The sequence below is a fragment of the Pseudomonas putida genome, assembly GCF_002741075.1.
GTDB classification, from domain to species: Bacteria; Pseudomonadota; Gammaproteobacteria; order Pseudomonadales; family Pseudomonadaceae; genus Aquipseudomonas; species Aquipseudomonas putida_T.
Genome location: NZ_CP016634.1, coordinates 4,063,999 through 4,086,607, shown reverse-complemented (window position 1 = coordinate 4,086,607; position 22,609 = coordinate 4,063,999). Strand labels below are relative to the sequence as shown.

The window sequence follows — 22,609 nt, the reverse complement described above, 5'->3', positions numbered from 1 at the left end:
GCGGGAGGGTGCTTGGTGTTTGGGTGGCGCTCGTGGCGCGGGATGTCGCCGTGGGCACTCAGGCCCACGGCACAGGGGCTGGCCCTATTTCTCCACGCTGACGCCGTAGAAGGAGTTCAGGGCGAAGGGGCTGATCTTGAAGCCCTTCACCTTGTCGCTCATCGGCTGGTAGACAGTGGAGTGGGCGATCGGCGTGATCGGCACCTGCTCTTTGAGGATGTGCTGGGCCTTTTGATACAGCTCGGTGCGTTTGGCCTGGTCGGAAGTCGCCTTGGCCTGCTTGATCAGATCGTCGTAGGGCTTGTAGCACCACTTGGAGAAGTTGTTCCCGTCCATGGCATCGCAGCCGTAGAGGGTGCCCAGCCAGTTGTCGGGGTCACCGTTGTCTCCGCTCCAGCCGATCAGCATGGCGCCTTGCTCGCCGCCTTTGGAACGCTTGATGTACTCGCCCCACTCGTAGCTGACGATCTTGGCCTTGATGCCGATCTTGGCCCAGTCGGCCTGAAGCATTTCGGCCATCAGCTTGGCATTGGGGTTGTACGGGCGCTGCACGGGCATGGCCCACAGGGTGATCTCGGTGCCTTCCTTGACGCCAGCTTCCTTGAGCAGCTGCTTGGCTTTCTCCGGGTCGTACTTGGCGTCCTTGATGGTGGTGTCGTAGGACCACTGGGTCGGCGGCATGGCGTTGACCGCCAGCTGGCCGGCGCCCTGGTACACCGATTCGATGATCTGCTGCTTGTTCACCGCCATGTCCAGCGCCTGGCGGACTTTGAGTTGGGACAGCGGGTTGGCTTCGTTGCTGCCCTTGATCTTGTCCATCACGTTGTAGGCGATGTAGCCGAGGTTGAAGCCGGCCTGTTCAGGCATCTGCAGCTTCGGATCCTTCTTCAGCGGCTCGATATCCGCCGGGCGTGGGAACAGGGTGACCTGGCACTCGTTCTTCTTGAGCTTCTGCATGCGCACCGAGGCGTCGGTGCTGATGGCGAAGATCAGGTTGTCGATCTTCACGTCGTCGGGGTTCCAGTAGTCCTTGTTGCCTTTGAAGCGGATCTGGGCGTCCTTTTGGTACTTGCTGAACACGAATGGGCCGGTGCCGATCGGCTTCTGGTTGATGTCGGCCGCTTTGCCTTGCTTGAGCAACTGGTCGGCATATTCGGCGGACTGGATCGAGGCGAAGCTCATGGCCAGGTTCTGGATGAAAGCGGCGTCCACTTCGTTGAGGGTGAAGCGCACGGTGTGATCGTCGATCTTCTCGAGACGGGCGATGTTCTTGTCCATGCCCATGTCGGTGAAGTAGGGGAATTCGGTGGGGTAGGCTTTGCGGAACGGATGGTTCTTGTCGAGCATGCGATTGAAGGTGAACAACACGTCGTCGGCATTGAACTCGCGGGTCGGCTTGAAGAAGTCCGTTGTGTGGAATTTGACGCCTTCGCGTAGATGGAAGGTGTAGGTCTTGCCGTCGTCGGAGACGTCCCATTTGGTCGCCAGGCCTGGGATGACGGCGGTGCCGCCGCGCTCGAACTGGGTCAGGCGGTTGAAGACGGTTTCGGCCGAGGCGTCGAAGTCGGTTCCTGTGGTGTATTGGCCTGGGTCGAAGCCTGCGGGGCTGCCTTCGGAGCAGAACACCAGGTTGGACGCGGCAAGCGCGGAGGGTGCGCCGGCGAGCAAGCCTGCGCCGACCAGGAACGGAATGACTGCGTGTTTAAGCATGGTGGCCTCATTGTTGTCATTTTTCGATTGAGGCGGCCTCGTGAGCCGACCTGCGGATACTTATGCAGGGTAGATTGCCAATGCAACAGGCAGAGGGATGGTTGACGTCAAAATAGTGGGACTAACGTACATGGATGTCGCATCCATATAATTTTCATAAAAGTTGAACGTTTGCGTGTGGTTTTTGAAAGCAATTTGCCAGATATTTTCAAACCTCGAAGTCAATAGGAAAGCGGTTGGAGCGCTGTAGGAATGGGATTTTTTGGCTGTAAGTTCCAGTTAGCGCATCAACATCGAAGCGACGAGCATTGCACCCATCGCTTCGGTTCAGGGCGATCGATCAGGGCATCTGGACTTCGATCAGGCCATCGGCGTTCATGCTGACTTCGCTGGTACCGGCTTCGATGTCCGGCGCGGGGGCGGCTTCATCGGCCGCCATGGCCTTCATCGCCATCGGCGCGCTGCGCAGGTACGGGCGTGGGTAACCGCTGCTGTTGAGGTTCAGGCTGACCACTTTGTAGCCCTTGCCACCGAGGGCTTCGGTGACCAGTTGGGCGCGTGCCTTGAAGGCGTCGACCGCTTCCTTGAGCAAGGCATCCTCGTTGCTCTTGCGGGTGGCTTGGGCGATGGAGAAGTCCATGCCGCCCATCTTCAGATCCTGCAGCAGCTCGCCGGTGAGCTTGGACAGGGCCGGGAAATCGGCGCTTTCCAGGCGCAGCTCGGCGCGTTCGCGCCAGCCGGTGATCTTCTGGCCTTTGCTGTCATAGACCGGGTAGCTGTTGCGGCTGCCCTGGCTGATCTTCACGTCCTTGACCTGGCGTGCCTGCTGCACGGCCTTGTTCATGGTCTCGGTGATTTCCTTGGCCAGCTTGCCCGGGTCGTTGTTCTGGGCTTCGCTGTACAGGGTGACGACCATCAGGTCGCGCGCCACTTCCTTGGTGACTTCGGCGCGCAGCGAAACCTGGTTGTAGCGCGGCGCATCGTCCGCCAACGCCGGCAGGCTGGCCAGCAGGCCACAGGACAGGATCAGCGCGGTGCCACGACGAGGGATGTGCATGTAGGACTCCTTTGCAAATGAAGGCGCGGGCGTTGTCCATCCCGCGCATGGCCTATCAGACCGGGAACAGTGTAGTGGGTTCCTAAATGCCATCATGAACCTGTGACAAAGTGTGGCGCTTTGCCGCATCGCTGCAGCGGGGCGTCTGGCTTCGGTATACTCCGGGCGATTTTCCTGGAGCACTCATCAGGAGAGCTCATGCTCGCTGCCGAACATCCGCTGTCCGCTACTCGCCAGAACCTCTGGCGTCTGACCTTCATTCGTATCCTGGTCCTGGCCGCCCAGGCCGGTTCCGTGGGCGTGGCCTACTGGACCGAGCTGGTGCCGCTGCCCTGGCTGTCGCTGGCCGTGACCTTGGCCCTGTCGTCGTTGCTGTGTGCCTTCACCGCCTTGCGGCTGCGGCTGTCGCTGCCGGTCACCGAGCTCGAATATGCCCTGCAACTGGCCTGTGACCTGCTGATCCACAGTGCTCTGCTTTATTATTCCGGCGGCTCGACCAACCCGTTCGTTTCCTATTACCTGGTGCCGCTGGCGATCGCCGCGGTGACCTTGCCGTGGATCTATTCGCTGGTGCTGTCCGGTATCGCGCTGGTGGCCTATAGCCTGCTGCTGGTGCAGTTCTACCCGCTCGAGACCCTGCCCATGGCGCGGGAGAAGATGCAGGTCTACGGCATGTGGCTGAGCATTGCCTTGGCCGCCGGTGTGATCACCTTCTTCGCCGCACGCATGGCCGAAGAGCTTCGTCGCCAGGAGAAACTGCGTGCCGATCGCCGCGAGGAGAGCCTGCGAGACGAGCAGTTGCTCGCCGTGGCCACCCAGGCCGCCGGCGCCGCCCACGAACTGGGCACCCCCTTGGCGACCATGAGCGTGCTGCTCAACGAAATGCGTCAGGACCACGCCGACCCGCAATTGCAGGAAGACCTGGAGATCCTTCAGGACCAGGTCAAGCTGTGCAAGGAGACCTTGCAGCAACTGGTCCGCGCCGCCGAAGCCAACCGCCGACTGAGCGTGGTGGAGCAGGAGGTGACCGCCTGGCTGGATGAAGCGCTCAACCGCTGGCACCTGATGCGCCCTGAGGCCACCTACCGCTTCCAGCGCCTGCGCGATGGCCAGGTCCCCTGCCTGACGCCGCCTCCGGACCTGACCCAGGCCCTGTTGAACCTGCTGAACAACGCTGCCGATGCTTGCCCCGAGGATTTGGAGGTTCGTTTGGACTGGAATGCCCAGGACATCATCATCACGATCCGCGATCACGGCCCTGGCGTCCCCGTCGCCATCGCCGAGGCGATTGGCAAACCCTTCTTTACCACCAAGGGCAAAGGCTTCGGCCTGGGCCTGTTCCTGAGCAAGGCCAGCGTGACCCGTGCTGGCGGCTCGGTGAAACTCTATAGTCATGAACAGGGCGGCACCCTCACCGAGCTGCGCCTGCCCCATGGCAAGCGAGGAGATGAACGATGAGCGAAGAAAACCTGGTCGAAGGCGAAGAGCTGCCGCACCTGTTGCTGGTAGATGATGACGCCACCTTCACCCGCGTCATGGCGCGGGCCATGAGCCGCCGCGGATTTCGCGTAAGTACCGCATCCTCTGCCGAGGAGGGGTTGGTGCTGGCCAAGCAGGACGTGCCTGACTACGCGACCCTGGATCTGAAGATGGACGGCGACTCGGGGTTGGCGTTGCTGCCCAAGCTGCTGGAGCTGGACCCGGAGATGCGGGTGTTGATCCTGACGGGCTACTCGAGCATTGCCACTGCGGTCGAGGCCATCAAGCGCGGTGCTTGCAACTACTTGTGCAAGCCGGCGGACGCCGATGATGTGTTGGCGGCGTTGTTGTCCGAGCATGCGGACCTGGATTCGCTGGTACCTGAGAACCCGATGTCGGTGGATCGCCTGCAGTGGGAGCATATCCAGCGGGTGTTGGCTGAGCATGACGGGAACATTTCCGCGACGGCGCGGGCGCTTGGGATGCATCGGCGGACGTTGCAGCGCAAGTTGCAGAAGCGGCCTGTGCGGCGGTGATTCTTTGTGGTTTGTGGGTTTTGAGGTTTGTGGGCTTATCCGTTTTTGGGGTGACGCTTAGTCACCTTTGCGCCCTTACGGCGGGCCTATTTTTGCCCAAGAGCAAAAGTAGGTCGCCGTAAAGGCGAAAAGCCCCGGTGGCGCCCCCACCAACCTGGATATTCACACAGCCTGAAAGCCCAACTTGCAGGAAGCTTCCTAAATCACCGCCAATTCCCCGCAACTCCCACCGCTCGCGTATCATTAGCCCCCTAACGGCAACCCTCCCAGGACCCGCAATGCTCGCCCTCCTCATCCAGACGCTGAACATCACGGCCCCGGTGTTCGCCATGCTGTTCATGGGCGTGTTCCTCAAGCGCATCCGTCTGATCGACGACAACTTCATCAAAGTCGCCTCGACCCTGGTCTTCAACGTCTGCATGCCGGCTCTGCTGTTCCTGGGCATCTATCACGCCGATCTCGCCACGGCCGTCAAACCCGGGGTTCTGGTGTATTTCATCGTCGCCACCCTGGCAGGCTTCGCCATGGCCTGGGGCCTGGCCATCTGGCGCTGTCCGCCAGCCGACCGCGGCATCTATACCCAGGGCGCCTTTCGCGGCAACAACGGTGTGATTGGCTTGGCCTTGGCGGCCAGCCTCTACGGCGATTACGGCATTTCCTTGGGGGCGGTACTCGCAGGGTTGGTGATCCTTCTGTACAACTCGCTGTCGGCGGTGGTTCTGGCGGTGTACAGCCCAGACCTTGAATCCGATCCCTGGAGCATCTGCAAGAGCATCCTGAGCAACCCGTTGATCATCAGCGTGCTGGTCGCCGCACCGATGGCCTACGCCCAGGTTCCGTTGCCCAACTGGTTGCTCACCTCCAGCGACTACCTGGCGCAGATGACCTTGCCGCTGGCGCTGATCTGCATCGGCGGCACCTTGTCCCTCGCGGCGCTGCGTGACAGCGGCAAGCTGGCCATCGATGCCAGCCTGGTCAAAGTCGTCTGGCTGCCATTGCTCGGTACCCTGGGCGCCTGGTTGTGGGGTTTTCGAGGGGCGGAACTGGGCATCCTGTTCCTCTACATCGGCAGCCCGACCGCTGCTGCCAGCTACGTGATGGCGCGGGCGGCCAATGGTAATCATGAGCTGGCGGCCTCGATCATCGTGATCACTACGCTACTTGCTGCGATCACCACCAATATCGGCATTTTCATCTTGCAGTGGGGTGGATGGATCTAGATCCTTGACTGCAAACAACACCAACAACACTGCCTCCCGAACTGAGGACACTTCATGCAAGACCAGAGCACGCCCGAGCGGTTGCAGCGCGGGCTGAAGAATCGCCATATCCAGCTCATCGCGCTGGGCGGGGCCATTGGCACCGGGCTTTTCCTGGGAATCGCCCAGACCATCCAGTTGGCCGGCCCGTCCGTGCTGCTGGGCTATGCCATCGCCGGCCTGATGGCTTTCCTGATCATGCGCCAACTGGGCGAGATGGTGGTCGAAGAGCCTGTCGCCGGCAGCTTCAGTCACTTCGCACACCAGTACTGGAGCGAGTTCGCAGGCTTTGTATCGGGCTGGAACTACTGGGTAGTGTACGTACTGGTCGGCATGGCTGAGCTCACTGCGGTGGGCATCTACGTGCAGTACTGGTGGCCGGATTTCCCCACCTGGGCCACAGCGGCGATCTTCTTCGTGGTGATCAACGCCATCAACCTGACCCAGGTAAAGGTCTACGGTGAACTGGAGTTCTGGTTCGCCCTGGTCAAGGTGGTGGCCATCGTCAGCATGATCGGCTTTGGCGCGTGGCTGCTGGGCAGTGGCCATGGTGGGCCGGATGCCAGTGTAGCCAACCTGTGGCAGTACGGCGGGTTCTTCCCCAATGGTGTCACCGGGTTGATCATGGCCCTGGCGGTGATCATGTTCTCTTTCGGTGGCCTGGAACTGGTGGGGATCACCGCTGCGGAAGCGGACAACCCGCGTGAAAGCATCCCGAAAGCCACCAACCAGGTGGTCTATCGCATCCTGATCTTCTACATCGGCGCCCTGGCAGTGCTGTTGTCGCTCTATCCCTGGCAGAAAGTCGTTCAGGGCGGAAGCCCGTTCGTGATGATCTTCCACGAGCTGGACAGCGATCTGGTGGCGACCATCCTCAACGTGGTGGTGCTGACAGCGGCGCTCTCGGTGTACAACAGCTGCGTGTATGCAAACAGCCGCATGTTGTTCGGCCTGGCCAGCCAGGGCGATGCGCCGCGCCAACTGCTGAAGGTCAGCCGCCGTGGTGTGCCGTTGACCGCGCTGGGTGTCTCTGCGCTGGCAACAGGGCTGTGCGTGCTGATCAACTACCTGATGCCGGGCGAGGCGTTCGGCTTACTGATGGCGCTGGCGGTATCGGCATTGGTGATCAACTGGGCGAGCATCAGCATCACCCACCTGAAGTTCCGCAAGGCCAAGCTGGCAGCGGGGGTCACACCGTTCTACCGCAGCTTGGGGCACCCGCTGTCCAACTACCTGTGCCTGGCGTTCATCGTGTTGATCCTGGTGGTGATGTACCTGACGCCACCGATTCGCATTTCCGTGATGCTGATCCCGCTGTGGATCGCGGTGTTGTGGGTGGCCTTCAAGTTGAAGAAGGCTCGCCAGGCCAAATAAGCGCGTCGGCGGTCTTTTCGCGGAGAAATCCTCCACAGGTATCGTGCCTTCAGTGAACGCGGCGCCATACCTGTGGGAGTGGTGTTACCCGCGAAGCGGCTGGAGGTGGACGACCGGTCAGCCTTCGTAGCTGTCGATCACTTCTTGTGCCGCGCGAAACGCATCGATCGCCGCCGGCACTCCCGCATAAACGGCACAGTGCAACAGCGCTTCGCGAATTTCCTCCACGGTGCAGCCATTGTTCAGCGCGCCGCGTACATGGCCTTTGAGCTCCTGAGGGCATTTCAAAGCCGTCAATGCAGCCAGGGTGATCAGGCTGCGGGTCTTTAGCGGCAACCCGTCGCGAGCCCAGACGCTGCCCCAGGCGTGTTCGTTGACGAAGTCCTGCAGCGGTTGGGTGAAGTCGGTGGCGTTGTTCAGCGCGCGGTCGACGAAGGCATCGCCCATGACCTGGCGACGGATCTGCTCGCCGGATTTTTCGTGATCAGCCATCTGGTTCTCCTTGGGGGCTAGTGTTGACGGCGCCAGGCACGCACCGTGGTGTACAACAGCACCAGGCCAAGCACCGGCATTACGTAGAAGAGCATGAGTTGTTCCAGGCGACCCGCCAGCGGCATGCCGGTGGTGAACGCCACTACGTGCAGGCCATAGGCCAGATACAGGCAAAGGAACACCAGGCCTTCGGCGCGGGTGACTCGGTAGCCGGAATAGAACACCGGCAGGCTCAGCGCGGCGACGCCCAGCATCACCGGCAAATCGAAGTCCAGGGCATTGGGCGAGATGGAAAGAGGTGTGGGAGTGACCAGGGCAGTCAGGCCCAGCACGGCCAGCAGGTTGAACAGGTTGCTGCCGATCACCGTGCCCACGGCGATCTCTCGTTCACCTCGCAGGGCGGCGATCAGTGCTGCCGCCAGTTCGGGTAACGATGTGCAGACCGCGACGACAGTCAGGCCGATGATCCGCTCGGAAAGGCCCAGGTCAGTGGCGACCTCGACCGCGGCCTCCAGCAGCAGGTGTCCACCCAGGCTCAGCAGGCCCAGACCGAAAAGCACTTGCAGCGCCGCGCCGCTCCAGAAGCGCGGTGCGCTACTGTGAACGGCCTCCGGGGCTGGGTAGGTGCGTGCATAGTGGCGTGACTGGTGCCAGAGCATGGCCAGGTAGCCCAGCAGTCCAAGCAACAGCAGCAGACCTTCGAACCGTCCCAATTGCCCATTGTTCGCCAGCAGGTAGACCAGGGCGCTGGCGGCGATCATCAGCGGGATATCCAGGCGAACCAGTTGCCGGGAAACGCGCAGCGGTATGATCAGCGCGGCCAGGCCAAGAATCACCAGCACATTGAAGATATTGCTGCCGACCACGCTGCCTAGGGCCACGTCCGGGGCACCCTGGTAGGCCGCTTGCAGGCTAACGGTCAGTTGCGGCGCGGTACTGCCGAAGGCCACCAGGCTCAGGCCGATGATCAATGGTCGAACGTGCAAACGCGAGGCCAGGCGCAGGGCCGCGCGTACCAGCAGTTCGGCGCCGAGTATGAGCAATACCAGGCCCAGTCCTAATTGCAGGAGGCTGAAGGTGGGGAGGGTGGCCAGGTCGAAAATGGTCGAGACTCCTGTCAGGTCAGTCGCTCAGCCCTTGTACCCGGACTCGCGCCGTTCCGCTACGGATCATCCCGATTTTTTCTGCTGCAGCCCGTGACAGGTCGATCAGTCGGCCTCGGGTGTGCGGGCCGCGGTCGTTGATACGCACGACGACGCTGCGCTTGTTGGTCAGGTTGGTCACCAGCACGCGGCTGCCAAAGGGCAGGCTGCGGTGGGCAGCGGTCAGGCCATGCTGGTTGAAGGGTTCGCCGCTGGCGGTGCGTTTGCCGTGGTGGCGAGAGCCGTAATAGGAAGCGGTGCCGGTCTGGTCGTAACCGCGGGAATCGATGTCGTGGCTGGCGCAGCCGGCCAGGAGGGAGAGGAGAGCGAAGGTGCCGAGGGAACGCTTGATCAAGTCGAAAGCTCCAGGACTGCGGTGTTGAGGCGCTACGCGCCCCATCGCAGTCTTCGCCAGATCCTACAGGATAGCGGCTGTGCCTCCTGTGGGATCTGGCGAAGCCGGCGATGGGCTGCCTAGCAGCCCCAGAACGGAATCATCCTTCGAGCTTGGCTTTGAGCAATTGGTTCACTTGCCCAGGGTTGGCCTTGCCCTTGGACGCCTTCATCGCCTGACCGACGAAGAAGCCGAACATCTTGCCGCGCTTGGCCTCATCGGCGGCGCGGTACTGTTCGACCTGCTCGGCGTTGGCGGCGAGCATCTCGTCGAGCATCTTGTCGATCGCGCCGGTGTCGGTGACCTGCTTGAGGCCTTTGCTTTCGATGATGCTGTCCGCGTCGCCTTCACCGGCGGCCATGGCCTCGAACACGGTCTTGGCGATCTTGCCGCTGATGGTGTTGTCGCGGATGCGCAGCAGCATGCCGCCAAGCTGTTCGGCGGTGACCGGCGCCTGGTCGATCTCCACGCCCAGCTTATTGAGCAAGCTGCCCAGCTCGACCATGACCCAGTTGGCGGCAAGCTTGGCGTCGCCACCGATGCGGGCGACGTCCTCGAAGTAGTCAGCTTGCTCGCGGCTGGCGGCCAGCACGTTGGCGTCGTAGGCCGACAGGCCGTACTGGCTCTGGAAGCGCTCGACCTTCTGCTGTGGCAGCTCCGGCAGGCTGGCACGGGTAGCTTCGAGGAAGGCGTCCTCGATCACTACCGGCAGCAGGTCCGGGTCGGGGAAGTAACGGTAATCGTTGGCTTCTTCCTTGCTGCGCATCGAGCGCGTTTCGTCTTTGTTCGGGTCGTACAGGCGGGTTTCCTGAACGACCTTGCCGCCGTCCTCGATGAGGTCGATCTGACGCTGGATCTCGCTGTTGATCGCGCGCTCGATGAAGCGGAACGAGTTGACGTTCTTGATCTCGCAGCGGGTGCCGAATTCGGCCTGGCCTTTCGGGCGGACCGAGACGTTGCAGTCGCAGCGCAGCGAACCTTCGGCCATGTTGCCATCGCAGATGCCCAGGTAGCGCACCAGGGCGTGGATCGCTTTGACGTAGGCCACGGCTTCCTTGGCGCTGCGCATGTCCGGTTCGGAGACGATTTCCAGCAGTGGCGTGCCGGCGCGGTTCAGGTCGATGCCGGTGGAGCCGCTGAAGTCCTCATGCAGGCTCTTGCCGGCGTCTTCTTCCAGGTGCGCACGGGTGATGCCGATGCGCTTGATGGTGCCGTCTTCCAGGGCGATGTCCAGGTGGCCCTTGCCGACGATCGGCAGGTCCATCTGGCTGATCTGGTAGCCCTTGGGCAGGTCCGGGTAGAAGTAGTTCTTGCGCGCGAACACGTTGCGCTTGCCGATCTCGGCGTCGATCGCCAGGCCGAACATGCAGGCCATGCGCACGGCTTCCTGGTTCAATACCGGCAGTACGCCGGGCATGCCGAGATCGACCAGGCTGGCCTGGGTGTTTGGCTCGGAGCCGAAGGTGGTGGCGCTGCCGGAGAAGATCTTCGACTGGGTGGCGAGCTGGGTATGAATCTCCAGCCCGATCACAACTTCCCATTGCATGTGTGAATTCCTCAGAAGCCGTTAGGGGCGCGGGTGTGCCAGTCGGTGACTTGCTGGTAACGGTGCGCGACATTGAGCAGGCGGCCTTCCTGGAAGTACGGGGCCAGCAGTTGCACGCCGACCGGCAGACCTTCGACGAAGCCTGCTGGCATCGACAGGCCCGGCAGACCGGCCAGGTTGGCGGTGATGGTGTAGACGTCTTCCAGGTAGGCGGCGACCGGGTCGCTGCTCTTGGCGCCGAGCTTCCAAGCCGGGTTTGGCGTGGTGGGGCCGAGGATCAGGTCGACCTGCTCGAAGGCGGCCATGAAGTCGTTCTTGATCAGGCGGCGGATCTGCTGCGCCTTGACGTAGTAGGCGTCATAGTAGCCAGCCGACAGGGCGTAGGTACCGACCATGATGCGTCGTTGCACTTCGATGCCGAAGCCTTCGCCACGGGAGCGCTTGTACAGGTCGGTGAGGTCCTTGGGCTCCTCGCAGCGGTAGCCGAAGCGCACACCGTCGAAACGCGACAGGTTGGAGGAGGCCTCGGCCGGCGCGATCACGTAGTACGCCGGGATGGCGTGTTGCATGTTCGGCAGGCTGATTTCCTTGATCACTGCGCCGAGCTTTTCGAGTTCCTTGACGCTGGCCTGGATCAGGTCGGCGATGCGTGGATCGAGGCCGGCGCCGAAGTACTCCTTCGGCAGGCCGATGCGCAGGCCTTCGAGCGGCGCGTTCAGGCTGGCGCTGTAGTCCGGCACCGGTTCGTCGATGCTGGTGGAGTCCTTGGCGTCGAAGCCGGCCATGCCTTGCAGCAGCAGGGCGCAGTCTTCGGCGGTGCGTGCCATCGGGCCACCCTGGTCGAGGCTCGAGGCGTAGGCGATCATGCCCCAGCGCGAGACGCGGCCGTAGGTCGGCTTGAGGCCGGTGAGGTTGGTCAGTGCGGCCGGCTGGCGGATCGAACCGCCGGTGTCGGTGCCGGTGGCGGCCGGCAGCAGGCGTGCAGCGACTGCGGCGGCGGAGCCACCCGACGAACCGCCGGGCACGTGCTCGAGGTTCCAGGGGTTCTTGACCGCGCCATAGTGGCTGGATTCGTTGGCCGAGCCCATGGCGAACTCGTCCATGTTGGTCTTGCCCAGGGTGACCATGCCGGCTTCGGCCAGCTTGGCGACCACCGTGGCGTCATAGGGCGCCTTGAAGTTATCGAGCATCTTCGAGCCGCAGCTGGTGCGGATGCCGTTGGTGCAGAACAGATCCTTGTGGGCGATGGGCGCGCCGAGCATGGGGCTGTTCTCGCCGGCGGCGCGACGGGCGTCGGCGGCACGGGCCTGCTGCAGGGCCTGCTCTTCGGTGATGCTGATGAAACTGTTGATCTGCGGGTCGAGCTGCTTGATGCGCGCCAGCAGGGCGCCGGTCAGCTCTTCGGAGGAAAACGACTTGTCGGCGAGTCCACGGGTGATCTCGGCCAGGGTCAATTGATGCATGGCAGGCTCTTTCCCTTACTCGATGACTTTAGGAACCAGGTACAGGCCGTTTTCGGTCGCCGGAGCGATGGCCTGGTAGCGTTCACGCTGATTGCTTTCGGTAACCTGGTCGGGGCGCAGGCGCTGGCTGGCCTCCAGAGGGTGGGCCAGGGGTTCGATACCGTTGGTGTCGACGGCTTGCATCTGGTCGACCAGCCCGAGAATACTGTTCAAGGCATCGGTAATGCGTGGCAGTTCGCCTTCATTCAGGCCCAGGCGGGCCAGATGGGCGATCTTTTCCACGTCGCAGCGTTGAAGCGCCATGGGGATCTCCAGGAAAAACGGAACGGATAGGGTCCGTGGTGAGGAACATGCCAGCCTATTGATGGTCATACGGCCGCGATCATCTGCTGGCGTGCTCGGAAAAACTGCCAATTTAACATATTGGCTCCTTGCCCAAAATCCCCGCCATTGTTAGAGTTTGCCGCACTTTTTTACCCACGCTTTGCCTAGGGTCACTTTCCCATGTTCAAGAAACTGCGTGGCATGTTTTCCAGCGATCTGTCCATCGACCTGGGTACTGCCAACACCCTTATCTACGTGCGTGAGCGCGGTATCGTCCTGAATGAACCCTCGGTTGTTGCCATTCGTACCCACGGCAACCAGAAAAGCGTCGTCGCGGTCGGTACCGAGGCCAAGCGCATGCTGGGCCGTACGCCTGGCAACATCGCTGCCATTCGTCCGATGAAGGACGGCGTGATCGCCGATTTCAGCGTTTGTGAAAAAATGCTGCAGTATTTCATCAACAAGGTTCACGAAAACAGCTTCCTGCAGCCCAGCCCGCGCGTGCTGATCTGCGTGCCGTGCAAATCGACCCAGGTAGAGCGCCGTGCCATTCGCGAGTCCGCCCTGGGGGCCGGTGCCCGTGAGGTGTTCCTGATCGAAGAACCGATGGCCGCAGCCATCGGTGCCGGCCTGCCGGTAGAAGAAGCCCGCGGCTCGATGGTCGTGGACATCGGCGGTGGTACCACCGAGATCGCCCTGATTTCCCTCAACGGCGTGGTCTATGCCGAATCCGTACGGGTAGGTGGTGATCGCTTCGACGAAGCCATCGTGACCTACGTGCGCCGTAACTACGGCAGCCTGATCGGCGAATCCACCGCCGAGCGCATCAAGCAGGAAATTGGCACCGCCTACCCGGGCGGCGAAGTGCGCGAAGTCGACGTTCGTGGCCGCAACCTGGCCGAGGGCGTGCCGCGTGCCTTCACCCTCAATTCCAATGAGGTGCTCGAAGCGCTGCAGGAATCCCTGGCAACCATCGTCCAGGCGGTCAAGAGCGCTCTGGAACAGTCGCCGCCAGAGCTGGCCTCGGACATCGCCGAGCGTGGCTTGGTGCTGACCGGCGGTGGCGCGCTGCTGCGCGACCTCGACAAGCTGCTGGCCCAGGAAACCGGCCTGCCGGTGATCGTCGCCGAAGATCCTCTGACCTGCGTCGCCCGCGGTGGTGGCCGTGCGCTGGAAATGATGGACAAGCACGCCATGGACCTGCTCTCCAGCGAGTGATCCCACGCGGTCCATGCACGCATGGATTGTGTTCGCCCGGTTTACAGGTAGCACGCACAGTGCTACCTGTATGCGCTGGGCTGGCGTCCGTCCGGGCGTCGTTTCCGTCAACCCGCAAGCAGGCCGGTGCATTGCTTCATGTCCAATGACCTCCTGAATCGTCGTCCACGAGGAACGGCCCATTAAACCGCTTTTCTCCAAGGGCCCCTCGCTGGGCGTTCGTCTCCTGGTACTGGTGGTGCTGTCGGTCGCGCTGATGGTGGTCGATTCGCGCTTCGCGGTGCTCAAGCCAGTGCGCAGCCAGATGGGGCTGGTACTGATGGAGTCCTATTGGGTCACCGACTTGCCGCAGCGCCTGTGGCAGGGTGTGGCCAGCCAGTTCGGCAGCCGTACCGAGCTGATCGCGGAAAACGAGAAACTCAAGACCGAAGCCTTGTTGCTGCAGGGGCGCCTGCAGAAGCTGGCAGCCCTGACCGAGCAGAACGTGCGACTGCGTGAACTGCTGAACTCCTCGGCGCTGGTCAACGAGAAGGTCGAAGTGGCCGAGCTCATTGGTGTGGACCCCAATCCGTTCACCCATCGCATCCTCATCAACAAGGGCGAGCGTGACGGCGTGTTCCTCGGCCAGCCGGTACTCGATGCTCGTGGCCTGATGGGCCAGGTGGTCGAGCTGATGCCCTACACCTCGCGCGTGCTGCTGCTCACCGATACCACCCACAGCATTCCGGTTCAGGTCAACCGCAACGGCCTGCGGGCCATCGCCAGTGGTACTGGTAATCCGGAGCGCCTGGAGCTGCGTCATGTGGCTGACACCGCCGATATCAAGGAAGGCGACCTGCTGGTCAGCTCCGGGATGGGCCAGCGCTTCCCTGCAGGTTATCCGGTGGCCACGGTCAACGAAGTGATCCACGATTCCGGCCAGCCGTTTGCGATCGTGCGCGCCATTCCCACCGCCGCGCTCAACCGCAGCCGCTACATGCTGCTGGTGTTCAGTGATCGGCGTACGGCCGAGCAGCGCGCCACCGATGCCGGGATTGCCCAGGAAGAGGCCGACCGCAAAGGCGCGACGGGCAACAGCGGACAGGGTACCGGCGAGGGTGCGCAGGGCACGCCAGCCGCGATACCGGCCCCCGCGAACGCACCCGCCGCGCCCGTCGTTCCCGCTCCCGCTGTTGCCCCTGCGTCGCCGGCAGCGGCTCCCGCAGCGCCGCCCCCCTCCCGGAGACAATGATGGCTCGCTCCCGCAGCAAGAACGGCTGGGTGATCTGGCTGACATTCATCATCGGCCTGTTGCTCAGCGTCTCGCCCATGCCCCAGTTCATGGAAGTGTTCCGGCCCATGTGGCTGGCCATGCTGGTGTCCTTCTGGACCTTGGCGGTACCGAACAAGGTCGGCATGACCACCGCATTCGTCCTCGGCCTGGCCGAGGACGTGTTGTACGGCACCCTGCTGGGGCAGAACGCCCTGATTCTTACGCTGATCACCTTCCTGGTGCTGTCCTTGCAGCAGCGCCTGCGCATGTATCCCATGTGGCAGCAGAGTCTGGTGATTCTGGTGATCTTCGGCATTGCCCAGCTGATCCAGCTCTGGCTGAGTGCGCTGACCGGCAATCGCCTGCCCACCCTGGCGTTGGTCTGGTCGGCGGTCATCAGTGCCTTGCTCTGGCCATGGATCAGCTTTGCCCTGCGCGATTTGCGCCGACGCTTGCATATCAACTGACGGCGATGCCGAATCTGACAGGGAGATGTCGATGACCCCGCTGTACCTGGCCTCAGGCTCCCCGCGCCGTCGTGAACTGTTGGCCCAGATCGGCGTACCGTTCACTCAGGTCGCCGCCCCCATCGATGAAACACCGCTGCCTGGCGAAGGCGCTGCCGATTATGTCGAGCGCCTGGCTCGGGCCAAGGCGGCCGCAGGCCTTGCTCAGGTCCAAGGCCCAGGGGTGGTGCTGGGCGCCGACACCGCCGTAGTGCTCGAGGGGCGCATCCTCGGCAAGCCCGAAAACCGTGAACATGCCTTGGCCATGCTGGCCGAACTTTCCGATCGCGAACACCAGGTGCTCACTGCCGTCGCCTTGAGCGACGGCCGGCGTTGCCTGAGTGCCTGCGTCGCGAGCACCGTGCGTTTCAGAGCGATCAGCGCAAGCGAGGCCGAGCGCTACTGGGCCAGCGGCGAGCCGCAGGACAAGGCCGGTGGCTATGCCATCCAGGGCCTTGGCGCGATCTTCGTCACTGGGCTTGTCGGCAGTTATTCAGCCGTGGTCGGGCTTCCCCTGAGCGAAACCGCCGATCTGCTTGGTCAATTCGGCATTGCCTGCTGGCAACAGCACGAGGTTCCAGCACCGCGCTAGCCAGCTACCTGACCGCGATCCATCATTACCGAAGACCTTTGACGAGAGCCTGCCATGAGTGAAGAGATCCTGATCAACATCACCCCGATGGAATCACGTGTGGCAGTGGTGGAAAACGGTGTCCTGCAAGAGGTGCATGTCGAGCGCACCCAGCGTCGCGGCATCGTCGGCAACATCTACAAGGGCAAGGTAGTGCGGGTTCTGCCAGGTATGCAGGCGGCCTTCGTCGACATCGGCCTGGAGCGTGCAGCCTTCATCCATGCCTCGGAAATCTCCCAGCGCGAAGGCTCGGCGGTGGAGAACATCACTGCCCTGGTCCATGAGGGCCAGGCGCTGGTGGTCCAGGTGACGAAGGATCCCATCGGCACCAAGGGCGCCCGCCTGACCACCCAATTGTCGATCCCATCGCGCTATCTGGTGTACATGCCACGCAGCAGCCATGTGGGCATTTCGCTGAAGATCGAGGACGAGGCCGAGCGTGAGCGTCTCAAGCAGGTGGTCAGCGATTGCGTGGAAAAAGAAGACATCAAGGATGCTGGCGGTTTCATCCTGCGTACTGCTGCCGAGGGCGCCCGCACCGACGAAATTCTCCAGGACATCCGCTACCTGCGTCGCCTGTGGGAGCAGATCGGCAGCCAGATCATGACGTGCGGTGCCCCGTTGGTCATCTACGAGGACCTGGGGCTGGCCCTGCGCACCCTGCGCGATCTGGTCAACCCAAAGATCGAGAAGATCCGCATCGATTCTCGGGAAACCTTCCAGAAAACCACGCAGTTCGTCGCTGAGCTGATGCCTGAAATCGCCGACCGCCTCGAGCATTATCCGGGCGAGCGGCCGATCTTCGACCTGTATGGCGTCGAGGACGAGATCCAGCGCGCCTTGGAGCGCAAGGTACCGCTCAAGTCCGGCGGCTACCTGGTGGTCGATCCTGCCGAAGCGATGACCACCATCGACGTCAACACCGGTGCCTTCGTCGGGCATCGCAATCTCGAAGAGACCATCTTCAAGACCAACCTCGAAGCGGCCACCGCCATTGCCCGGCAGCTGCGACTGCGTAACATCGGTGGAATCATCATCATCGACTTCATCGATATGGAGGACGAGGAGCACCAGCGCCAGGTGTTGCGCACCTTGGAGAAGCAGCTCGAGCGGGACCACGCCAAGACCAACATCATCGGTATCACCGAGCTTGGCCTGGTGCAGATGACCCGCAAGCGCACTCGCGAAAGCCTCGAGCAAGTACTCTGCGAGCCCTGCATCGCGTGCCAGGGGCGCGGCAAGCTGAAGACGCCCGAGACTGTGTGTTACGAAATTTTCCGTGAGATCCTCCGTGAGGCCCGGGCTTATCAAGCCGAAGGCTATCGGGTCCTGGCCAACCAGAAAGTCGTCGATCGCCTGCTGGATGAGGAGTCCGGCAACGTTGCCGAGCTGGAGGCCTTCATTGGTCGGACCATTCGCTTCCAGGTCGAATCCATGTATTCCCAGGAACAATACGATGTGGTGCTGCTCTGACTCGTTCTGAAACCTTTATGTGGCCGACCCTGCTGGCAAAGCCACAGTACCAAGCCATAGTTAAGGGACGACTTGGAGGGCCATGGCCATGGGACGTCTGACCCACGTTCTAGGCGCCTTGACCCGCTGGGGGCTGGGATTCTGCGCCCTGCTGGCGGTGCTGGTGGCGCTGTATGTCAGCCTCGGTCGGGAGCTGGTCCCCCTGGTGGCCGAGTACCGTGCCGAAGTGCAAAGCAAGGTTGAGCAAGCCCTGGGGCTGCCGGTACATGTCGGTGCCCTCGAGGGGCACTGGAGCGGCCTTGCACCGGTACTGCGGGTGCGCGACCTGCAAGTGGGCGAGGGTGCCTCGGCGTTACGCCTGGATGAAGTCAAGGCCGTCCCAGACCTATGGGCCAGCCTCAAGGCCCGCGAGCTACGTTTGGCGCGTATACAGTTGGGCGGGCTGCAACTGATCCTGCGCGAGGACGAGCAAGGCGCCTGGGCGCTCGAAGGCCTGCCGCGCAAGGACGATACGCCACTGGACCCCGCCCAGGTGCTGCAACGCCTGCGACAACTGGGCAGAATCGATGTCTTCGACAGCCAGGTGACCCTTCACCCCTGGCAACGTGACCCCCTCACCCTCACTTATGTGAGCCTGGGCTTGCAGGCCGGTGCGTCTCGTCAGGCGCTGGATCTGCGCGCGACCTTGCCCGATGGCCAGCCTCTGGCCATCAGCCTGCGTACCCGCGCCAGCGCCAAGGCCTGGCGCGACGGTGAGGTCGACGCCTACCTGAGCCTGCCGCAAAGCGATTGGGCCCGCTGGTTGCCGCCCCGGCTGTTGGGGCAGTGGAAGGCTCATACCTTACGGGCGGGAGGAGAGTTCTGGATCGATTGGCGCCAAGGTCAGCTGCAACGTGCGGTGGTGCGCCTCAATGCGCCGCAGCTGCGCGGGGCCTACAGCGAGCGCAAGGCGGTCACCCTCGATAACCTGGCGTTGACCGCCTGGCTCCAGCGCGGAAAGGACGGCGTCGAAGGCGTGGTCGATTCGCTGGCTGTCAGTATCGGCGAACAGCGCTGGGAAACCCATGTCCAACTCAAGCAGCATGTCGACCAGGATTCGACCCAGGAAAGCTGGCAGATCCAGGCCGACCGGCTCGACCTGACGCCGCTGACGCCGTTGGTCCAGGCGCTGGCGCCCTTGCCGGACAAGCTCATGGCCGTGGTAGACGCGCTCAAGGTCACCGGAGCGCTGCGCAATGTGCGACTGGACGTGCGCCCGAAGGCCGAGGGAGACCAGCGACTGCAGTTCGCCGCCAATCTCGAGAAGGTCGGCTTCGATGCCTATCACGGTGCGCCAGCGGCCGGTAACGTGAGCGGCAGTATCAGCGGGGACCTGGGGCAAGGCGAGCTGCGTCTGGATACCGACGCCTTCATGCTGCATTTGTATCCGATCTTCGCCAAACCCTGGCACTACCAGAAGGCCAATGCACGGCTTACCTGGCGCCTGGACCAGGAAGGCTTCACCCTGATCGCGCCTTACATCAAGGTACTGGGCGAAGAAGGCAAGATCGCTGCGGACTTCCTCATCCGCCTGCTCTTCGAAGAAGGGCGCGAGGACTACATGGACCTGCGCGTCGGCCTCACCGAAGGCGACGGGCGCTACACCGCCAAGTACCTGCCCGAAGTGCTAAGCCCGGCCCTGGACGAGTGGCTGCGCAGCGCCATCGTCAAAGGTAACGTCGATGAGGGCTACTTCCAGTACCAAGGTTCGCTGAACCATGGTGCATCGCCCGAGGCGCGCAGTATCAGTCTGTTCTTCAAGGTGCACGACGCAGCGCTGGACTTCCAGCCCGGCTGGCCGCAGGTGCAGCAGGTCGATGGCGATGTGCTGATCGAGGACAGTGGCGTGCGCATCAAAGCCCGGCGTGGCCTGCTGCTCGACACCCAGGTCACTGATGTCAGCGTCGATATCCCCCATGTTGATGCCGGCGAGCACAGCCATCTGTACCTCGATGGTAATTTCGATGGTCGCCTGGGCGATGGCCTGAAGATTCTCCAGGAGGCTCCGATCGGCACCGGCGAAGTCTTTGCCGGTTGGGAGGGCGAAGGGCCGCTCAAGGGCAAGGTCAAGCTCGATATTCCCCTGGCGCATGGAGAGCACCCGAAGGTGCAGGTCGATTTCACCACCGCCGATGCGCGCCTGAAGGTTGCCCCGCCGAGTCTGGAGTTGAGCCGCTTGAAGGGCGACTTCAGCTTCGATCTGGACAAGGGCCTCAGCGGCAAGGGCATCAGCCTGCAGGCATTCGGTAAACCTGTCACGGCGCAGATCTTCGCCGAGGGCCAGCCCGGTCAGATCCAGACCCGCATCGACGCCAGAGGCCAGGTGACGCCCAAGGCGTTGACCGATTGGTTGAAATTCACCCAGCCGCTGCCTGTCTCAGGCGATCTTCCTTACCAGTTGCAGGTCAGTCTGGGCAGCCGCGATAACCGGCTTAGCGTCAACTCCTCGCTCAAGGGCTTGGCGATCGATCTGCCAGCGCCCTTTGGCAAGGCCGCGCAGGACACCCGCGACAGTCGCTTCAGCATGACGTTGAAGGGGCCTGAGCGGCGTATCGATGCGAGCTACGGCGAACTTGCCCGCTTCGCCTATGCCGCGCCAACTGCCACGTTTGCCCAAGGGCGCGGCGAGTTGCTGCTGGGCAGCGGCACTGCCCAAGTGCCGTCAGGCCAGGGCCTGCGGGTGCGGGGGCGAATCGAGTCGTTGGACATTGCGCCCTGGCAAGCGCAAATGGAGCGCTTCGCAGGCCAGGACCCTGGCGGCAATGCGCGGCAGAACCTGCAGGGCGTGGACCTGAGCATCGGTCGGCTCAAGGCGTTCGGCCTCGATCTGAACCAAGCTATCGTGCGTCTGGCGCGTGGCAGCGCTGCCTGGGATGTACGCCTGGACAGCCGTGAGGTCATAGGCAACGCGCGCCTTCCCGATGCCAAGTCGGCGCCGATGGTGGTCAGGCTGCAGACCCTGCGCCTGCCGCCAGGGGAGCCAGCGGGCAAGCAGCCCGAGGATGCACCGGACCCGTTGGCCGATTTCGACCCGCGCAAAGTGCCGGCCCTGGATGTGACGGTCGACAAGCTGTACCGCGGCGACGATCTGTTCGGCAGCCTGGCGGTAAAGCTGAGGCCCACGCCGCGCGGTATGACTTTCAATGACGTCGACCTGGACCTCAAAGGCCTGCGTATCGATGGTAGCGGTGGCTGGGAGGGCGAACCGGGGAATACCGGCAGTTGGTACAAAGGACGTCTGGAGGGCAAGAACCTGGCCGATGTCCTCAAGGCCTGGGGCTTTGCGCCCACTGCCACCAGTCGTGACTTCCGCCTGGATGTGGATGGCCGCTGGCCCGGCTCGCCGGCATGGGTGGCACTCAAGCGTTTCTCCGGTAGCCTCGATGCCGCCTTGCGCTCCGGGCAGTTCGTCGAAGTCGAAGGCAGCGCCCAGGCGCTGCGGGTATTCGGCCTGCTCAACTTCAACTCCATTGGCCGGCGTCTGCGCCTGGACTTCTCCGACCTGTTCGACAAGGGCCTGGCCTATGACCGGGTCAAGGGCCTGCTGGTGGCAAGCCAGGGCGTCTATGTGACCCGCGAGCCGATCACCATCAAGGGGCCTTCGAGCAACTTCGAACTCGATGGCACGCTGGACCTGGTGCGTGACCGTGTCGATGCCAACCTGCAGGTCACCTTGCCAGTTACCAACAACCTGCCGCTGGCTGCCTTGATCGTCGGCGCACCGGCCGTTGGCGGCGCATTGTTCCTGGTGGATCGTTTGATTGGCGATCGCGTGTCGCGCTTTGCCAGCGTGAACTACCGCATCGAGGGGCCCTGGAAAGAGCCTAAAATGACCTTTGTGAAACCTTTCGAGAAACGTTAATGAAGTCAGCGGTCATTCAGATGGTCAGCCAGGACGATGTGCTGGCCAACCTGCAGCGTGCCAGGGCCCTGTTGGAGCAGGCCGCCGACGGCGGCGCCCGATTGGCCGTGCTGCCGGAAAACTTCGCCGCCATGGGGCGGCGTGATGCGGCGGCGATCGGCCGCGCCGAAGCCCTTGGTCAGGGCCCGATCCTGCCTTGGTTGAAACGCACGGCCCGCGACCTCAGGTTGTGGATTGTGGCCGGCACCTTGCCGCTGCCTCCGGCCGAGCAGCCTGATGCCAAGGCTCACGCCTGCTCGTTGCTGATCGACGAGCAGGGCGAGGTCGCGGCGCGTTACGACAAGCTGCACCTGTTCGATGTGGATGTGGCCGACAACCGGGGGCGCTATCGGGAGTCCGATGACTATGCCCACGGCAGCCAGGTGGTGGTCGCCGACACACCGGTAGGTCGCCTGGGGCTCACTGTGTGCTATGACCTGCGCTTCCCCGAACTGTACAGCGCCTTGCGCGCGGCCGGAGCGGAGCTGATCAGCGCGCCGGCGGCCTTTACCGCAGTGACCGGCGCTGCCCATTGGGAAGTGTTGATCCGTGCGCGGGCCATCGAAACACAGTGCTACCTGTTGGCCGCAGCTCAGGGCGGCACCCACCCGGGACCACGGGAAACCTATGGTCATGCGGCGATCATCGACCCTTGGGGGCGGATCATCGCCGAACAGGCGCGCGGCGAAGGCGTATTGCTGGCCGAGCGCGACAGCGAAGAACAGGCGTCCATCCGGGCGCGAATGCCGGTTGCCCTGCACCGGCGCTTTTTCTCGCAGGACGCCTTGCGGCCTGCGCACACCTCGGAGTGAC

The 22,609-nt window shown here is 62.9% G+C and carries 19 protein-coding genes; 11 read left to right on the top strand and 8 right to left on the bottom strand.

Annotated features, from left to right (window positions below):
* Positions 1-84 precede the first annotated feature (84 nt).
* On the bottom strand, positions 85-1,710 hold the full coding sequence (locus IEC33019_RS19110; RefSeq protein WP_070093029.1) for an ABC transporter substrate-binding protein: 1,626 nt from the start codon (positions 1,708-1,710) through the stop codon (positions 85-87).
* Positions 1,711-2,050: 340 nt separating this feature from the next.
* A complete protein-coding gene (locus tag IEC33019_RS19105; RefSeq protein ID WP_070093028.1) occupies positions 2,051-2,767 on the bottom strand; it encodes an SIMPL domain-containing protein in 717 nt (238 codons plus the stop codon).
* Between the two features lie 198 nt (positions 2,768-2,965).
* On the opposite strand from IEC33019_RS19105, the gene IEC33019_RS19100 reads away from it, so the two are divergent.
* The 4 genes from IEC33019_RS19100 (at position 2,966) to IEC33019_RS19085 (ending at position 7,415) form a co-directional block, all read left to right on the top strand.
* Complete coding sequence (locus IEC33019_RS19100) at positions 2,966-4,225, top strand: ATP-binding protein (protein ID WP_070093027.1); 1,260 nt, start codon at positions 2,966-2,968, stop codon at positions 4,223-4,225.
* A complete protein-coding gene (locus tag IEC33019_RS19095) occupies positions 4,222-4,782 on the top strand; it encodes a response regulator transcription factor (protein WP_070093026.1) in 561 nt (186 codons plus the stop codon). Before IEC33019_RS19100 ends, IEC33019_RS19095 begins: the two co-directional genes overlap by 4 nt.
* 278 nt (positions 4,783-5,060) lie before the next feature.
* A complete protein-coding gene (locus IEC33019_RS19090; protein ID WP_070093025.1) occupies positions 5,061-6,002 on the top strand; it encodes an AEC family transporter in 942 nt (313 codons plus the stop codon).
* A 54-nt stretch (positions 6,003-6,056) separates the two neighbouring features.
* Positions 6,057-7,415: an amino acid permease gene (locus IEC33019_RS19085; protein WP_070093024.1), complete on the top strand. Its 1,359-nt coding sequence runs from the start codon at positions 6,057-6,059 to the stop codon at positions 7,413-7,415.
* Between the two features lie 117 nt (positions 7,416-7,532).
* On the opposite strand, the gene IEC33019_RS19080 is transcribed toward IEC33019_RS19085, so the two are convergent.
* From IEC33019_RS19080 to gatC, 6 genes are all read right to left on the bottom strand, one after another.
* Entirely contained in the window at positions 7,533-7,907 is a 375-nt protein-coding gene (locus IEC33019_RS19080) for a carboxymuconolactone decarboxylase family protein (RefSeq protein ID WP_070093023.1), read from the bottom strand.
* 17 nt (positions 7,908-7,924) lie between these two features.
* Entirely contained in the window at positions 7,925-8,950 is a 1,026-nt protein-coding gene (locus tag IEC33019_RS19075) for a calcium/sodium antiporter (RefSeq protein ID WP_070093022.1), read from the bottom strand.
* A 79-nt stretch (positions 8,951-9,029) separates the two neighbouring features.
* Positions 9,030-9,404, bottom strand: a complete 375-nt coding sequence (locus IEC33019_RS19070; RefSeq protein WP_070093021.1) for a septal ring lytic transglycosylase RlpA family protein — start codon at positions 9,402-9,404, stop codon at positions 9,030-9,032.
* A gap of 139 nt (positions 9,405-9,543) precedes the next feature.
* Positions 9,544-10,989, bottom strand: a complete 1,446-nt coding sequence (gene gatB, locus IEC33019_RS19065) for an Asp-tRNA(Asn)/Glu-tRNA(Gln) amidotransferase subunit GatB (protein ID WP_070093020.1) — start codon at positions 10,987-10,989, stop codon at positions 9,544-9,546.
* Positions 10,990-11,000: 11 nt separating this feature from the next.
* The gene (gene gatA / locus IEC33019_RS19060) at positions 11,001-12,452 is read right to left on the bottom strand and encodes an Asp-tRNA(Asn)/Glu-tRNA(Gln) amidotransferase subunit GatA (protein ID WP_070093019.1); all 1,452 of its coding nucleotides are present in this window, start codon (positions 12,450-12,452) and stop codon (positions 11,001-11,003) included.
* A 15-nt stretch (positions 12,453-12,467) separates the two neighbouring features.
* Positions 12,468-12,755: an Asp-tRNA(Asn)/Glu-tRNA(Gln) amidotransferase subunit GatC gene (gene gatC / locus IEC33019_RS19055; RefSeq protein WP_070093018.1), complete on the bottom strand. Its 288-nt coding sequence runs from the start codon at positions 12,753-12,755 to the stop codon at positions 12,468-12,470.
* Between the two features lie 201 nt (positions 12,756-12,956).
* On the opposite strand from gatC, the gene mreB reads away from it, so the two are divergent.
* From mreB to IEC33019_RS19020, 7 genes are all read left to right on the top strand, one after another.
* Entirely contained in the window at positions 12,957-13,994 is a 1,038-nt protein-coding gene (gene mreB, locus IEC33019_RS19050; RefSeq protein WP_003255163.1) for a rod shape-determining protein MreB, read from the top strand.
* Between the two features lie 211 nt (positions 13,995-14,205).
* A complete protein-coding gene (gene mreC, locus IEC33019_RS19045) occupies positions 14,206-15,225 on the top strand; it encodes a rod shape-determining protein MreC (RefSeq protein WP_244509774.1) in 1,020 nt (339 codons plus the stop codon).
* Positions 15,225-15,713: a rod shape-determining protein MreD gene (gene mreD, locus IEC33019_RS19040; protein ID WP_070093017.1), complete on the top strand. Its 489-nt coding sequence runs from the start codon at positions 15,225-15,227 to the stop codon at positions 15,711-15,713. The genes mreC and mreD overlap by 1 nt, the downstream gene beginning before the upstream one ends.
* Before the next feature lie 31 nt (positions 15,714-15,744).
* Positions 15,745-16,344: a Maf family protein gene (locus IEC33019_RS19035; protein ID WP_070093016.1), complete on the top strand. Its 600-nt coding sequence runs from the start codon at positions 15,745-15,747 to the stop codon at positions 16,342-16,344.
* Between the two features lie 54 nt (positions 16,345-16,398).
* Positions 16,399-17,856, top strand: a complete 1,458-nt coding sequence (rng, locus tag IEC33019_RS19030; protein ID WP_070093015.1) for a ribonuclease G — start codon at positions 16,399-16,401, stop codon at positions 17,854-17,856.
* Positions 17,857-17,938: 82 nt separating this feature from the next.
* Complete coding sequence (locus IEC33019_RS19025; protein WP_070093014.1) at positions 17,939-21,757, top strand: YhdP family protein; 3,819 nt, start codon at positions 17,939-17,941, stop codon at positions 21,755-21,757.
* Positions 21,757-22,608, top strand: coding sequence for a carbon-nitrogen hydrolase family protein (locus IEC33019_RS19020; RefSeq protein ID WP_070093013.1), 852 nt, complete (start codon positions 21,757-21,759; stop codon positions 22,606-22,608). The genes IEC33019_RS19025 and IEC33019_RS19020 overlap by 1 nt, the downstream gene beginning before the upstream one ends.
* Position 22,609 lies beyond the last annotated feature (1 nt).